At 58.7% G+C, this 12,984-nt stretch carries 11 protein-coding genes; 2 read left to right on the forward strand and 9 right to left on the reverse strand.

Going from position 1 to position 12,984, the window contains the following annotated elements:
* Positions 1 to 39: 39 nt before the first annotated feature.
* On the reverse strand, positions 40 to 789 hold the full coding sequence (gene yjfP, locus AB1748_RS17990) for an esterase (RefSeq protein ID WP_367395863.1): 750 nt from the start codon (positions 787 to 789) through the stop codon (positions 40 to 42).
* 158 nt (positions 790 to 947) lie between these two features.
* Between yjfP and AB1748_RS17995 the strand changes: the two genes are divergently transcribed.
* Positions 948 to 2,879, forward strand: coding sequence for a methyl-accepting chemotaxis protein (locus AB1748_RS17995; protein WP_111139222.1), 1,932 nt, complete (start codon positions 948 to 950; stop codon positions 2,877 to 2,879).
* Between the two features lie 56 nt (positions 2,880 to 2,935).
* A complete protein-coding gene (bsmA, locus tag AB1748_RS18000; RefSeq protein WP_111139221.1) occupies positions 2,936 to 3,262 on the forward strand; it encodes a biofilm peroxide resistance protein BsmA in 327 nt (108 codons plus the stop codon).
* Here the strand turns inward: bsmA and AB1748_RS18005 are convergent.
* From AB1748_RS18005 to hflK, 8 genes are all read right to left on the reverse strand, one after another.
* On the reverse strand, positions 3,236 to 4,864 hold the full coding sequence (locus tag AB1748_RS18005) for an isovaleryl-CoA dehydrogenase (protein WP_367395864.1): 1,629 nt from the start codon (positions 4,862 to 4,864) through the stop codon (positions 3,236 to 3,238). The genes bsmA and AB1748_RS18005 overlap by 27 nt on opposite strands.
* 95 nt (positions 4,865 to 4,959) lie before the next feature.
* The gene (gene rlmB / locus AB1748_RS18010) at positions 4,960 to 5,694 is read right to left on the reverse strand and encodes a 23S rRNA (guanosine(2251)-2'-O)-methyltransferase RlmB (RefSeq protein ID WP_111139219.1); all 735 of its coding nucleotides are present in this window, start codon (positions 5,692 to 5,694) and stop codon (positions 4,960 to 4,962) included.
* Between the two features lie 81 nt (positions 5,695 to 5,775).
* Positions 5,776 to 8,271, reverse strand: coding sequence for a ribonuclease R (gene rnr / locus AB1748_RS18015; RefSeq protein WP_111139218.1), 2,496 nt, complete (start codon positions 8,269 to 8,271; stop codon positions 5,776 to 5,778).
* Between the two features lie 16 nt (positions 8,272 to 8,287).
* On the reverse strand, positions 8,288 to 8,731 hold the full coding sequence (nsrR, locus tag AB1748_RS18020; RefSeq protein ID WP_111139217.1) for a nitric oxide-sensing transcriptional repressor NsrR: 444 nt from the start codon (positions 8,729 to 8,731) through the stop codon (positions 8,288 to 8,290).
* A gap of 218 nt (positions 8,732 to 8,949) precedes the next feature.
* Entirely contained in the window at positions 8,950 to 10,248 is a 1,299-nt protein-coding gene (locus AB1748_RS18025) for an adenylosuccinate synthase (RefSeq protein WP_293774396.1), read from the reverse strand.
* Between the two features lie 166 nt (positions 10,249 to 10,414).
* On the reverse strand, positions 10,415 to 10,615 hold the full coding sequence (locus AB1748_RS18030; protein WP_111139215.1) for a DUF2065 domain-containing protein: 201 nt from the start codon (positions 10,613 to 10,615) through the stop codon (positions 10,415 to 10,417).
* Positions 10,616 to 10,670: 55 nt separating this feature from the next.
* Positions 10,671 to 11,675 carry a protease modulator HflC gene (gene hflC, locus AB1748_RS18035; RefSeq protein ID WP_111139214.1) on the reverse strand — a complete coding sequence of 335 codons (1,005 nt, stop codon included), beginning with the start codon at positions 11,673 to 11,675 and terminating at the stop codon, positions 10,671 to 10,673.
* Positions 11,676 to 11,678: 3 nt separating this feature from the next.
* Positions 11,679 to 12,917 carry an FtsH protease activity modulator HflK gene (gene hflK, locus AB1748_RS18040; RefSeq protein ID WP_111139213.1) on the reverse strand — a complete coding sequence of 413 codons (1,239 nt, stop codon included), beginning with the start codon at positions 12,915 to 12,917 and terminating at the stop codon, positions 11,679 to 11,681.
* Between the last annotated feature and the right edge of the window lie 67 nt (positions 12,918 to 12,984).

Consider the following 12,984-nt stretch of genomic DNA (forward strand, 5'->3'; position numbering starts at 1 on the left):
AACGTAACGGGCGGCAGCATGACGCGCCGCCCGTCTGTTTTACAGATGATGAGTGAAAAAACGCACCAGCGCCGTCAGGGCCGACGGAGTGATCTTGTGCCCGATGGCTTTTTCTGACAGCGCTGTCAGATGCTGCGCCAGCCCGTTGTCACGCAGCGCCTTCTCCAGCCGCACGCTTTCCGCCCAGGGCACGACCTCATCCGCCTCACCATGCCACAGCAGCAGCGGACGATCGGCCAGCGCCTCCAGCCGGTTGCAGGGATCATACTCCGCCAGCGGTGCCATGCGGGCGTCGAATGCCGCCTTTCGCGCCGGTGTGTCGGCCACCTGCGGCGGAAACAGCGACTGGCTGAGCTGCATAAAATAGCCTGACCCCATCATACAGGCGACGCTGCGGATCTGCGGATAACGCACCATTGCTCCCAGCGCCGTCATGCCACCCATCGACGCCCCCGCCACCGCAAAACGTTCCTCCGCGATCAGGTGACTGTCACGCAGCGCGGCTTCCAGCTGCGGCAGCTCATCAATGTTCTGTTTCAGGATCTCCCAGAAGCGGTCGAGGCGGGTCTCTGCGTCACCGTAATAACGCGCACCGTGCAGCTCGGCGTCCGGCATCACCGCCCGGAATCCCGCCTGCGCCAGGGCCACGGCGAAGTAGGCATAGACCTCTTTAGAGGAGGTAAACCCGTGATAAAACAGCACAGTGGGCAGGGGTTGATGGCGCTGTCCGGCGGGCGCGGCGTGCAGGCATTCGATACCGGCCAGCGTGTCGGTGGTGAGTTCGATCATGGTCTCTCCTGAAAGGGGAAAAACAGGGAGTTCAAGTGTACGTCCTGCACAGGCGTTTGCGAAATGTCCTGCGCGACGAACGCCGCAGACATCGCGCTAAACTTTTTCCGCGCGTTGCCGTTGATGGTGTACCCCTCTAACTTATTCAAAGGTAATTTATGAAGCGTCTCTCTCTCAGCGGACTGAGTCTTGGCGTTAAGCTGTCAGTTATGACGTCCCTGAGCGTAGCGCTGTTGCTGCTGGTTCTGACACTGACTCAGAGCCACAACGCCTCGCGCCAGCTGGAAAATCTCGCCATCGATGACATGCACAATCAGGTGCAGGGCATCAGTGAAATGGCCACTATGTTCAACGCCACCCTGACCGAAGAGGTCACACACTACACCAGTCTGTTTACCAGCTTCCTGCCCAGGCGTTTCAGCCTGGATGAAACCGCCAGGGTGCAGGTGGGCGACTTTTCGACGCCGGTGCTGCGCGCCGGATTAAAGACGCTGAACCTCGATCAGACCGCCGTCGACGATTTCACCGAACGCACTGCCGCCGTTGCCACCATTTTCGTGCGTGACGGCGATGATTTTATCCGTATCTCAACCTCGCTGAAAAAGCAGGATGGCAGTCGGGCGATTGGCACCCAGCTCGATCGCAGTGGCGCGGCATGGAAAAGCGTTCATCAGGGCAATGTGTATCAGGGTCTGGCGACGCTGTTTGGCCATCGCTACATCACACAATATCAGCCGGTCAAAGATGAGAGTGGCAGAGTCGTCGCGATCCTGTTTGTCGGCGTAGGAATCGATAAGCAGTATGCGCTGATGCGTGAAAAGATCCTGGCGCGTCGGCTGGGCGACAGCGGTCGCTTCTTTGTGCTTAACGGCACCCCCGGCAAGTCACAGGGCGAGTATCTGTTCGCACAGGAAAACGAAGGGAAACAGCCCGCATGGGACAGCGCCATCTTAACGCCGCTGCTGACGCAGTCGCAGGGCATGCAGCAGGTGGAGATCGAGGGTGAGCATAAAATTCTGGCATGGCAGCAGCTGCCGGGCTGGAACTGGGTCATCACCGGCGAAGTCAACCGGGCCAGCCTGCTCGCACCGATCATGCAGAGCCGCAATCTGTTCCTGATGACCGGACTGGTGCTGGTCGTCATCTTTGCGCTGGGGTTTGTCTGGTACAGCCGCCGGGCGATTACCCGTCCGCTGCAGCAGGTCATTCATCTGGCAGAGCAGTATGCCGCTGGTAATCTGCAGGTTCACATGGAGACCCCGCGCCGTGACGAAGTGGGCCAGCTGATCATCGCCATTAACGGCATTGGCGATGGCCTGGAGAAGATCGTCAGTCAGGTGCGTGGTGCCGCCCAGGAGATCAGCCAGGGCACCGACACCATCGCAGCCAGCAGTCATAACATCAGCGAGCAGATCGGCCGTCAGGCCAGCAGCGTGGAGGAGACCTCCGCCAGCATGGAGCAGTTTGGTGCCACGGTTGAGCACACTGCGGACAGCCTCCGGCAGGCGATGTCACTGGTGGCCGAAGCCAGCGAGATCGTCAGCCACGGCAGCCAGACGGTAACGCGCTCGGTCAGCACTATGTCAGCCATCAAGGTTTCCTCGCAAAGCATTGCGGACATTACTCACGTCATTGAGTCGATCGCCTTCCAGACCAATATCCTGGCGCTGAACGCCGCGGTGGAAGCCGCGCGTGCCGGTGAACAGGGGCGCGGTTTTGCGGTGGTCGCCGCCGAGGTGCGCGCGCTGGCGCAGCGTTCTGCGCAGGCCGCTAAAGAGATTGACGGGCTGATTGCCACCTCCATTGGCAACGTGGCGGAGGGTCATCAGCTGTCTGAGCAGACGCGCGAGGCGATGAGCAACATTGTGACGCACATTGAGCAGGTGCAGGCGCTGATGGGCGAAATCAACGTGGCGGCGCAGCAGCAGGCGGCGGGCATCGGTCAGGTCAATCTGGCGATGAACCAGATCAGCCAGGCCACGCACCAGAACAGCGAACTGGTGGCCCAGGCGGAGAACAGCGCACAGAGCCTGAGCGATAAAGGGCATCACCTGACGCAGCTGGTCAGCGTGTTCAGCCTGAAATCCTGACGGCGTTCAGGGCGATGACGTACACTTACTGTTTCGTCCTGAACAGGAGTATTGCTATGCGTTCCGCTTATTTACTGGTGATGAGCCTGCTGCTGGCAGGCTGTTCCGCGCTGGAGACGACGCCTAAAGCGCCGCCCGCGCCGACGTCGCAGGCGCAGGAGATCTCACGGGCACAGAGTGGCGGATTACCGAAGCTGGGCAACATTACCGTTAACGTGCACGGATCGCCGGATGACGCCCAGCGGGCCGTTGCCGCTCAGGCGAATCAGGCTGGCGCCGCTTACTATCAGATTGTGATGCTGAGCGAAACGGTTATGCCGGGCTTATGGTACGCCAGCGCAATCCTCTATGGCGCCTCACCGGCCGCAGGCGCGCGCCAGTAGTCGTTCGGTCACGACCGGATCGAGCGGACGCAGACCGCGGGGATCGAGCCACTGCTGGCACCACGCATCGGCCAGCGGTGGTTCGGCATGTTTCAGCAGCTGCGCGCCCGTCGCCAGCTGCAGCAGCGCGCAGGTCACCCCGCGCGCCTGCTCTTCGGGCACCTGACGGAGTTTCAGCCGCAGCTGACGCCAGCGGGCATCGAAGTGACGATTGCTTCCTTTCACCGCCTCAAACTCCTGATTCAGCATCGTCATCACCTCTGCATGGCGGGCGAGCACACGCAGGACATCCAGGCACATGACGTTGCCCGATCCCTCCCAGATACTGTTGACCGGCATATCGCGATAGAGACGAGGCAGTTCACTCGCTTCGCAGTAGCCGATCCCCCCCAGCACTTCCATCGACTCTGCCACAAACGGCATCCCCGCTTTGCAGATCTGATATTTCGCCGCTGGCGTCATCAGCCGGGCAAAGGTGACCTCATGCGCGTTTGCCGGTTGTGACCAGGCGCGCGCCAGCCGCATCAGCAGCGCGGTCTGCCCCTCCAGCTGCAGCGCCTGCCGGGCCAGCACCTGACGCATCAGGGGTTGTTCCAGCAGCGTCTTGCCCATCACCTGGCGCTGATGGGCATGCCAGAGCGCCACCGAGAAGGCGCGTCGCATCTGCCCATGACTGCCGAGTGCGCAGTCGAAGCGCGTCATCCCCCCCATTTTCAGGATCAGCCGCACACCTTCGCCCTCTTCCCCCAGCAGCCAGCCGGTGGCATCGCGGAACTCCACCTCGCCGCTGGCATTTGAGCGATTACCCAGTTTATCTTTGAGCTGTTCAAGCTGAATGGCGTTGCGGGTTCCGTCAGGCAGCAGACGCGGCAGGAAGAAGCAGCTTAATCCGGCAGGTGTCTGAGCCAGCACCAGATGCGCATCGCTCTGCGGCACGGAGAAGAACCATTTGTGACCGGTCAGCCGGTACGCCTCACCGGGGCCGCGCGCCGCAAGCGGTTCCGCGCGGGTGGTGCTGATGAGCAGATCGCTGCCGCCCTGCTTTTCTGTCATCCCCATCCCGATCAGCAGCCCACGCTTCTGGTCGCCGGGCTGGGCATGGGTGTCGTAACGATCGCTGAGCAGCGGATCGAGCCAGCCCTCAAACAGGGCGGGCAGCCAGCGCTGAAGCAGCGGAATCGCCGCGTGCGTCATGGTCATCGGGCAGAGGGTACCCGCCTCTACCTGGGCGTGCAGAATAAAGCGCGCCGCGCGCGCCACCCCGGCCTGCTCCCGCACCGTCGGCTGCCAGCTGAGGTTATGCAACCGACTGGCACAGACGCCCTGCATCAGCAGGTGCCAGGCAGGATGAAAACGGACCTCATCCAGACGTTCGCCACGGGTGTCGTAGCGCAGCAGTTCGGGCGGTTCCGCATTGGCCAGCCGGCCCAGCTCCAGCGACTCGGCGCTGCCCAGTTGCTGGCCCACCGACGCCAGCCACTCCCGGTCCCAGCCTGCGCCTTCGCGGGAGAGTGCCTCGCCGAGCGGCGTATCAGACAGGAAGAGGTTGCTGTTGCTCAGAGGATGGGGCTGATTAAAAACGGTGTGTGTTGTCCAGGTCATAACCACTCCTCACGGATGTCACTCAGTAATTATGCGAATGACGCGCGGTTATGCCTGGCACAGAAACTAATTTGTGGCGAGGATCACAGGGGACATCAGGCGTTGCGCTGGCGCACCGCTTCAAACAGACAGACACCGGTCGCGACCGACACATTCAGTGAAGAGACGCTGCCCGCCATCGGAATGCTGATCAGCTCATCGCAATGCTCGCGCGTCAGACGGCGCATTCCTTCGCCTTCCGCGCCCATCACCAGCGCCATCGGGCCGGTCATTTTGCTCTGGAAGACCGTATGGTCGGCCTCACCTGCGGTGCCGACCACCCAGATATTGTACTCCTGCAGCAGACGCAGCGTCCGGGCCAGGTTAGTCACGCGGATCAAGGGCACACTTTCGGCCGCACCGCTGGCCACTTTTTTAGCGGTAGCATTCAGCGGCGCAGAGCGATCTTTCGGCACGATGACCGCGTGTACGCCCGCCGCATCGGCGCTGCGCAGGCAGGCACCCAGGTTGTGCGGATCGGTGACGCCATCCAGCACCAGCAGGAACGGTTTTTCCAGGCTCTGCAGCAGGTCCGGCAGGTCGCCCTCCTGATACTGACGGCCAGGCTTCACCCGGGCGATGATGCCCTGATGAACACCGCCTTCGACCTGGCTGTCGAGCCATTTACGGTCCGCCAGCTGAATCACGATCCCCTGAGCTTCCAGCGCGGCGACCACGGGTTGCAGGCGACGATCGTCGCGGCCTTTGAGGATAAAGACTTCCTGGAAACGTTGTGGGTTACGTTCCAGCAGCGCCTGCACGGCGTGGATACCAAAAATAATTTCGCTCATCGATCTGCTCAGTGTTTGGATAGGAATGAATAACCGCCCTCTCTCCGGGAAGAGAGGGCGGATGCGCGTATCAGGTCAGGCTCAGCTCTCAGGCTCAGCCTTTTTCCTGGCGCGCTTTGCCTTGGTGGCGGCGGCGATTTTACGGGTTTTTTCCGAGACGTTTTTACTTTTTTTCCCGCCACTTCCGGCATCGGGCTTGCCCTTGTTACCGCGGAACGCAGCATCCGGCTCAAAATTGGACTTCCGGCTCACGTTACGACGACGTTTTGCGGGCGCCTGATCGTCACGCTTCGCGCGGTCACGCGCGGTTTTGCCTTCGCCACGCACCTGGCGCTGGCTGGAGATCAGGGCAAAGTCGATCTTACGTTCGTCCATATGAACCGCTTCCACTCGAACCTCGACCGCGTCACCCAGACGATAGGTGCGGCCGCCGGATTCGCCGATCAGACGCTGACCCACCGGGTCAAAACGGTAGTAGTCGTTGTCCAGCGTAGACACATGGACCAGACCATCGATAAAGAGATCGCTTAAGCGCACAAAGAAGCCAAAGCCGGTGACGCTGGAGATCACGCCGTTGAAGACGTTGCCGACCTGATCCTGCATAAAGTCACACTTAAGCCAGTCCGCGACGTCGCGCGTCGCTTCGTCGGCGCGGCGTTCGGTCAGGGAGCAGTGCAGACCCAGCTGCAGCATCTGCGGCATGTCGTAGTGATAGCCGCCGGTCGCCGTCGTCATATCACTGGCTACGCTGCGCTCTTTCGGCATGAGGTATTTGATCGCACGCTGAACCAGCCCTTTCCCCTGATCCTGCTCTTTGGCCAGCAGATATTTGATGGCGCGGTGCAGCGTCAGATCCGGGTAACGCCGAATCGGCGACGTGAAGTGAGCATACGACGAGAGCGCCAGACCGAAGTGGCCACGGTTTTCCGGGTCGTACACGGCCTGCTTCATGGAGCGCAGCAGCATGGTTTGCAGCATCTCCGCATCAGGACGGTCGGCCACCTGCTTCAGCAGGGCCGCGTAGTCAACAGGCTGCGGTTTGTTGCCGCCCGGCAGGCTCAGACCCAGCTCGTTGAGCACGGTCCGGAAGCTCTTGATGCTCTCATCCGTCGGGCGATCGTGGTCGCGGAACAGCGCAGGCTCCTGATTTTTCTCCACGAAGCGTGCCGAGGCGATGTTCGCCAGGATCATGCACTCTTCGATCAGCTTGTGTGCGTCATTGCGCGAGGCGCGTTCAACCCGCTCGATACGACGCTCGGCGTTGAAAATAAACTTCGCCTCTTCCGTTTCAAAGGAGATGCCGCCGCGCTCTTCGCGGGCCGCATCCAGCACCTGATAGAGGTTGTGCAGCTCTTCCAGGTCTTTGACCAGCGGCGCATAGTGCTGACGCAGCTCTTTGTCACCCTGCAGGATGTTCCAGACCTTGTTGTAGGTCAGACGCGCATGGGAGTTCATCACCGCTTCGTAGTGTTTGAAGCCGGTGAGTTTACCTTTGCTGGAAATGGTCATTTCACAGACCATACAGAGGCGATCGACCTGCGGGTTGAGCGAACATAAGCCGTTGGAGAGCACTTCCGGCAGCATCGGTACGACCTGCGACGGGAAGTAGACCGAGGTGCCACGCTGATGCGCTTCGTTATCCAGAGGCGTGCCAGGACGAACGTAGTAGCTGACATCGGCGATAGCGACCCAGAGACGCCATCCGCCACCGCGTTTTTTCTCGCAGTAAACGGCATCGTCGAAGTCACGGGCATCTTCACCATCGATGGTGACCAGCGGCAGCTTACGCAGGTCGACGCGACCTTTTTTCGCCTCTTCCGGGACCTCCTCTTTCAGCTGGCTGACCTGCGCTTCCACTTCCGGCGGCCAGGTGTGCGGGATCTCATGGGTGCGCAGCGCCATATCGACGGCCAGGCTGGTACCCATATCGTCGCCCAGGATCTCGGTCACTTTACCGATCGCTTTGCTGCGACGATTCGGACGCTGAACCAGCTCGACCACCACCACAGAACCCATGCGGGCGTTCATCGTCTCTTCCGGTGGAATAAGAATATCGAAACTCAGGCGGCTGTCGTCGGGCACCACGAAGCCCGCTCCGGCATCGGTAAAGTAGCGGCCAACGATCTGATTGTTGCGCGGCTCCTGCACGCGAACCACGCGCGCTTCGCGACGGCCTTTGCGATCGGCACCCAGCGGTTGCGCCAGGATCACATCCCCGTGCATACAGAATTTCATCTGTTCGGCAGAGAGGTAGAGGTCATCTTTCTGACCTTCAGCCCGCAGGAAACCATAGCCATCACGATGGCCGATCACTTTACCGCGCAGAAGATCAAGCCGTTCTGGCAGCGCATAGCACTGACGGCGGGTGAAGACCAGCTGACCATCGCGCTCCATCGCGCGAAGGCGACGACGCAGCGCCTCAAGGTGCTCTTCGTCGTGCAGATTCATCTCTTCAGCCAGCTCTTCACGGCTGGCCGGTTTTTCACGTTTCTCTAACAGCGCCAGAATAAATTCACGGCTTGGAATAGGGTTTTCGTATTTTTCAGCTTCTCTATCCTGAAAAGGATCTTTTGACATAACGGTTCCTCCGATGTCATTTAATATTTATTTCCGCTGGCGACAGGGACAGGATGATTTCATAAAGTGGTGTATTCCCTTCAACCAAATCTGCCAGCGTATAGCTATCCAGCTCCTGCAAAAATCGCTGTACTGCATCATGCAGCGCCTGCTTAAGACGGCAGGCTGGCGTAATAGCACAGGAGGCACAATCCACTAATTGTAGTGGCTCCATTTTTCGTACGACATCGCCAATCACAATCTCACGGGGCGACATCCCCAGGCGAATCCCGCCATTTTTACCGCGTGTGGCTGCGACATACCCTTCCCGGCTTAGCTGATTAATGATTTTGACCATGTGGTTACGTGACAAACCGTAGGTGTTCGTCACTTCAGTAATATTGGTCTGCTGGCCTTCGGGCAGGGAGGCCAGATAAATCAGGGCCCGCAGGCCATAATCAGTAAAACTTGTGAGCTGCACAGTAACCTCAGTGAACCTTCAGGCACGACATTGCATAAATCGCCTTAGGGTTGATATCAGGATTAAATCGGATCGCCATTCGATTAACTACGATGATAAACCAGAGTCTGATTTGACGTGCGTTTTTTTCAGCCAGCACAGGATTTGACAAGCGAAGGGAGATTAAGTGGCATCAGAGAGTGGAAAAACAAGGGCCGGACAGTGTCCGGCCTGAATGATTACGCGTCAAACGGATCGCGCAGAATCATTGTTTCACTGCGATCGGGACCGGTTGAGATGATATCAATCGGCACACCGGTCACCTCTTCCACACGCTTGATGTAATCGCGTGCAGCCTGAGGCAGGCCTTCCAGCGTCTTCACGCCAAATGTTTTCTCGCTCCAGCCTGGCAGAGTTTCGTAGACCGGCTCAATGCCTTCCCAGTTCTCTGCGGCCAGGGGTGTAGTAGTTACTTCGCGGCCATCAGGCATACGATAGGCCACGCAGATTTTCACCTCTTTCAGACCATCCAGCACGTCCAGCTTGGTCATGCAGAAACCTGACAGAGAGTTAATCTGAACAGCGCGGCGAACGGCGACCGCATCCAGCCAGCCGGTACGACGACGACGTCCGGTGGTTGCGCCAAACTCATGGCCCTGCGCACACAGGAACTCGCCGGTTTCATCAAACAGTTCGGTCGGGAATGGACCTGCACCGACGCGGGTTGAGTAAGCTTTTACGATACCCAGCACGTAATCCACATAACGCGGACCGATACCTGAACCGGTTGCCACGCCGCCTGCGGTCGTGTTGGATGACGTTACATACGGATAGGTGCCGTGATCAATATCCAGCAGCGTACCCTGTGCGCCTTCAAACATGATCAGGTCGCCACGCTTACGCGCCGTGTCCAGCAGCTCAGAGACGTCAACCACCATGCCAGTCAGGATGTCGGCGACTTCCATCACATCGCTGAGCACTTTATCGAAGTCAACGGCCGGCTCTTTGTAGTACTCGACCAGCTGGAAGTTGTAGAAATCGACGACTTCTTTCAGCTTGGCAGCAAAGGTTTCTTTGTTAAAGAGGTCGCTGACGCGCAGTGCGCGGCGCGCAACTTTATCTTCATAAGCCGGTCCGATGCCACGACCGGTGGTACCGATCGCTTTCGCACCACGCGCACGTTCACGCGCCATATCCATCGCAACGTGATATTGCAGGATCAGCGGACAGGCTTCAGAAATCAGCAGACGTTCACGTACCGGAATCCCGCGCGCTTCCAGGCCTTTCATCTCTTTCATTAAGGCTTCAGGAGAGAGCACTACGCCGTTACCAATGATGCTGGTCACGTTATCGCGCAGAATGCCAGAAGGGATCAGGTGGAGGACGGTTTTTTCACCGTTGATGACAAGCGTGTGGCCCGCATTGTGGCCGCCTTGATAACGCACAACGTAATTCGCGCGTTCAGTCAGAAGGTCTACAATCTTACCTTTACCTTCGTCACCCCATTGGGTGCCCAGTACGACGACGTTCTTACCCATTTCTCAAAATCACCGATTGCTTAAAAAAGGATTCTACCATCTGATCCCGTGGTTTTCAGCACTTTTAGCATACGATTGCGCGCTTTTTTGTCTGAGTTTTGCTCACTACAATATGTTGGGGATGCGCGCGGCAAAAGGCACAATTTAGCCGGTCTTAACCCTATGCTTACAGATTGCCGTGCAGACTGAGCATACAGTAGATGACCATCCCTGCGACCACCAGTCCGCCACCAAAGCGATGCAGCAGACGGTCGGGCAGCCGTGAGAGCGTCAGGATCCAGCGTCGCCACGCGCGCGGCATAAACATAGGCCCTAACCCTTCCAGCACCAATACCAGTGCCAGCGCCATCCAGATGCTTGTTTTCATGCTGATACCCAAAAAAAGGCCGACAACATTGTCGGCCCACAGGTTATATCAGTTCTTAACGTGTCGCGTTAGAGGGTGCCTTCATATATCGGAAGAAGTCGCTATCCGGGCTTAACACCATCACGTCCTGATTTTCGCTGAAGCTGTTTTCGTAAGCACGCAGGCTACGGATAAAGGCGTAGAAGTCAGGATCCTTGCTGAACGCATCCGCAAACAACCGGGCCGTTTCCGCATCGCCATCACCGCGGGTGATCAGCGCTTCACGCTGGGCTTCAGCCAGTGTACGGGTTACCTGGTAGTCCGCCTGGGCGCGCAGCTTTTCGGCCTCTTCCTGACCCTGCGAACGCTGGCTACGCGCGACCGCTTCACGTTCGGCACGCATACGGTTGAAGATCGCATCTGAGACTTCGGTCGGCAGATTGATCTGCTTGATACGCACATCCACCACCTGAATACCCAGCGCGGCCATGCTGTTCGGGTTTGGCGCTGGCTCGCTGCTGTTGGTTTCACGCTCGACGCGGGCCGCTGCGCTGGCAATCGCGTCATCCGCTGCTGGCGTGGCGATTTCATCATCGCTGCCCGCCGAACCGGTGTTCAGCGCATCGCGGACATCCGTCGTCAGGCGACCACGGGAGTCAGTGACGATATCTTTCACATCCAGACGGCCCATTTCAGAACGCAGGCGGTCACTGAACTTACGTTTCAGCAGCACTTCCGCCTGAGAGACATCACCGCCACCCGTTGCCAGGTAGTAGCGACTGAAATCGCTGATACGCCACTTGATGTAGGAGTCCACGATCAGATCTTTCTTCTCTTTGGTGACGAAGCGATCGGCCTGGTTGTCCATGGTCTGAATACGTGCATCCAGCGTTTTAACCGTTTCCAGGAACGGGATCTTGAAGTGCAGGCCCGGCGCAAAGACCTGCGGCTTGTTTTCGCCATCACGCAGGACTTTACCAAAGCGCAGGACGATGCCCCGCTGCCCTTCCTGTACCACAAACAGCGACGCATAGAGCGCCACCAGCACGACAATGATCAAAAATACTATTGGCTTACGCATCGATTACTCTCTCCCTTCGCGCTGGCTGTCGCTGCGCTGAGCATTGGCCCGACGCTGATCCATGATGTTGTCCGGACTATATGACGACGTGTCATTGCGGCTTGCGCTGCGGTCGGAGATGGCAGGCAGAGAAGCACCGTTCGCGCCCTTCTGACCGTTCTGGCCTGAAGAAGCCTGACCGCCACGCATCAGCTGATCCAGCGGCAGCATCATCAGGTTGTTACCCCGATCGTTAACCAGGACTTTGCGGGTATGGCTCAGCACACGCTCCATGGTTTCGATATACAGGCGCTCTTTGGTGATTTCCGGTGCGGCTTTATACTCCGGCAGGATCTTGGCAAAACGCGCCACTTCACCCTGCGCTTCCAGAACGGTCCGCTCTTTGTACGCACGCGCCTCTTCCAGAATACGTTGCGCCTGGCCATTAGCACGCGGCTGCACTTCATTCGCGTAGGCTTCGGCTTCGCGGACATACTGCTCACGGTTTTCGCGTGCAGCAATGGCGTCATCAAACGCGGACTTCACCTCTTCCGGCGGACGGGCAGCCTGGAAGTTGACGTCCAGCACCGCAATACCCATGTTATAAGGGCGGATTGTCTCGTCGATTTCACGCTGCGTATCACTACGGACGACGGTACGGCCTTCGGTCAGGATGCGATCCATAGTAGAACGCCCGATCACGCCACGCAGGGCACTGTCGGTGGCCTGGCGCAGGCTGTCATCCGCGCTGGTCACCGCATAGAGGTAGCGTTCAGGATCGGTCACGCGATACTGCACGTTCATCTCGACGCGAACCACGTTCTCGTCCGAGGTCAGCATCACGCCAGACGCCGCCAGCTCACGTACCGATTCGACGTTAACCGCACGCACCTGATCGATAAAGGTCGGCTTCCAGTTGAGGCCCGGCTCGACCAGATGGCTGAATTTACCGAAGCGCGTCACGACGCCACGCTCCGCTTCTTTAATAGTGTAGAAACCGCTGGCAGCCCAGATGACCACCGCAGCAACCGCCACGATGCCCACGATTTTGCCGCCGCTGCCAGAGCCGCGCTGACCATTGTCGCTCTGTTTGCCACCGCCCAGTCCACCAAGCTTCTTGCTCAGCTTACGGAAGATATCATCCAGATCAGGAGGCCCGGATTCCCGTCCTCCCTTATTCCCCCCAGAGTTGCCGCCTTGATTATTGCTGCTTCCCCACGGGTCGCGGTCCTGTCCGTTATTTCCGGGCTGATTCCACGCCATGTTTCTACTCCATTTATTGTAATTACGGTTTTTACCCTTCATTTTTCGGATTGCAGCAGTGTTGGCT

It is taken from the genome of Pantoea sp. Ep11b, from assembly GCF_040783975.1.
GTDB lineage: Bacteria > Pseudomonadota > Gammaproteobacteria > Enterobacterales > Enterobacteriaceae > Pantoea.

Excerpts from the sequence above, each read along its gene's own strand:
- bsmA (WP_111139221.1), top strand. The coding sequence starts at position 2,936 with ATGCGTTCCGCTTATTTACTGGTGATGAGCCTGCTGCTGGCAGGCTGT.
- AB1748_RS18025 (WP_293774396.1), bottom strand. The coding sequence starts at position 10,248 with ATGGGTAAGAACGTCGTCGTACTGGGCACCCAATGGGGTGACGAAGGT.
- yjfP (WP_367395863.1), bottom strand. The coding sequence starts at position 789 with ATGATCGAACTCACCACCGACACGCTGGCCGGTATCGAATGCCTGCAC.
- hflC (WP_111139214.1), bottom strand. The coding sequence starts at position 11,675 with ATGCGTAAGCCAATAGTATTTTTGATCATTGTCGTGCTGGTGGCGCTC.
- AB1748_RS18005 (WP_367395864.1), bottom strand. The coding sequence starts at position 4,864 with ATGACCTGGACAACACACACCGTTTTTAATCAGCCCCATCCTCTGAGC.
- AB1748_RS18030 (WP_111139215.1), bottom strand. The coding sequence starts at position 10,615 with ATGAAAACAAGCATCTGGATGGCGCTGGCACTGGTATTGGTGCTGGAA.
- AB1748_RS17995 (WP_111139222.1), top strand. The coding sequence starts at position 948 with ATGAAGCGTCTCTCTCTCAGCGGACTGAGTCTTGGCGTTAAGCTGTCA.
- rlmB (WP_111139219.1), bottom strand. The coding sequence starts at position 5,694 with ATGAGCGAAATTATTTTTGGTATCCACGCCGTGCAGGCGCTGCTGGAA.
- hflK (WP_111139213.1), bottom strand. The coding sequence starts at position 12,917 with ATGGCGTGGAATCAGCCCGGAAATAACGGACAGGACCGCGACCCGTGG.
- rnr (WP_111139218.1), bottom strand. The coding sequence starts at position 8,271 with ATGTCAAAAGATCCTTTTCAGGATAGAGAAGCTGAAAAATACGAAAAC.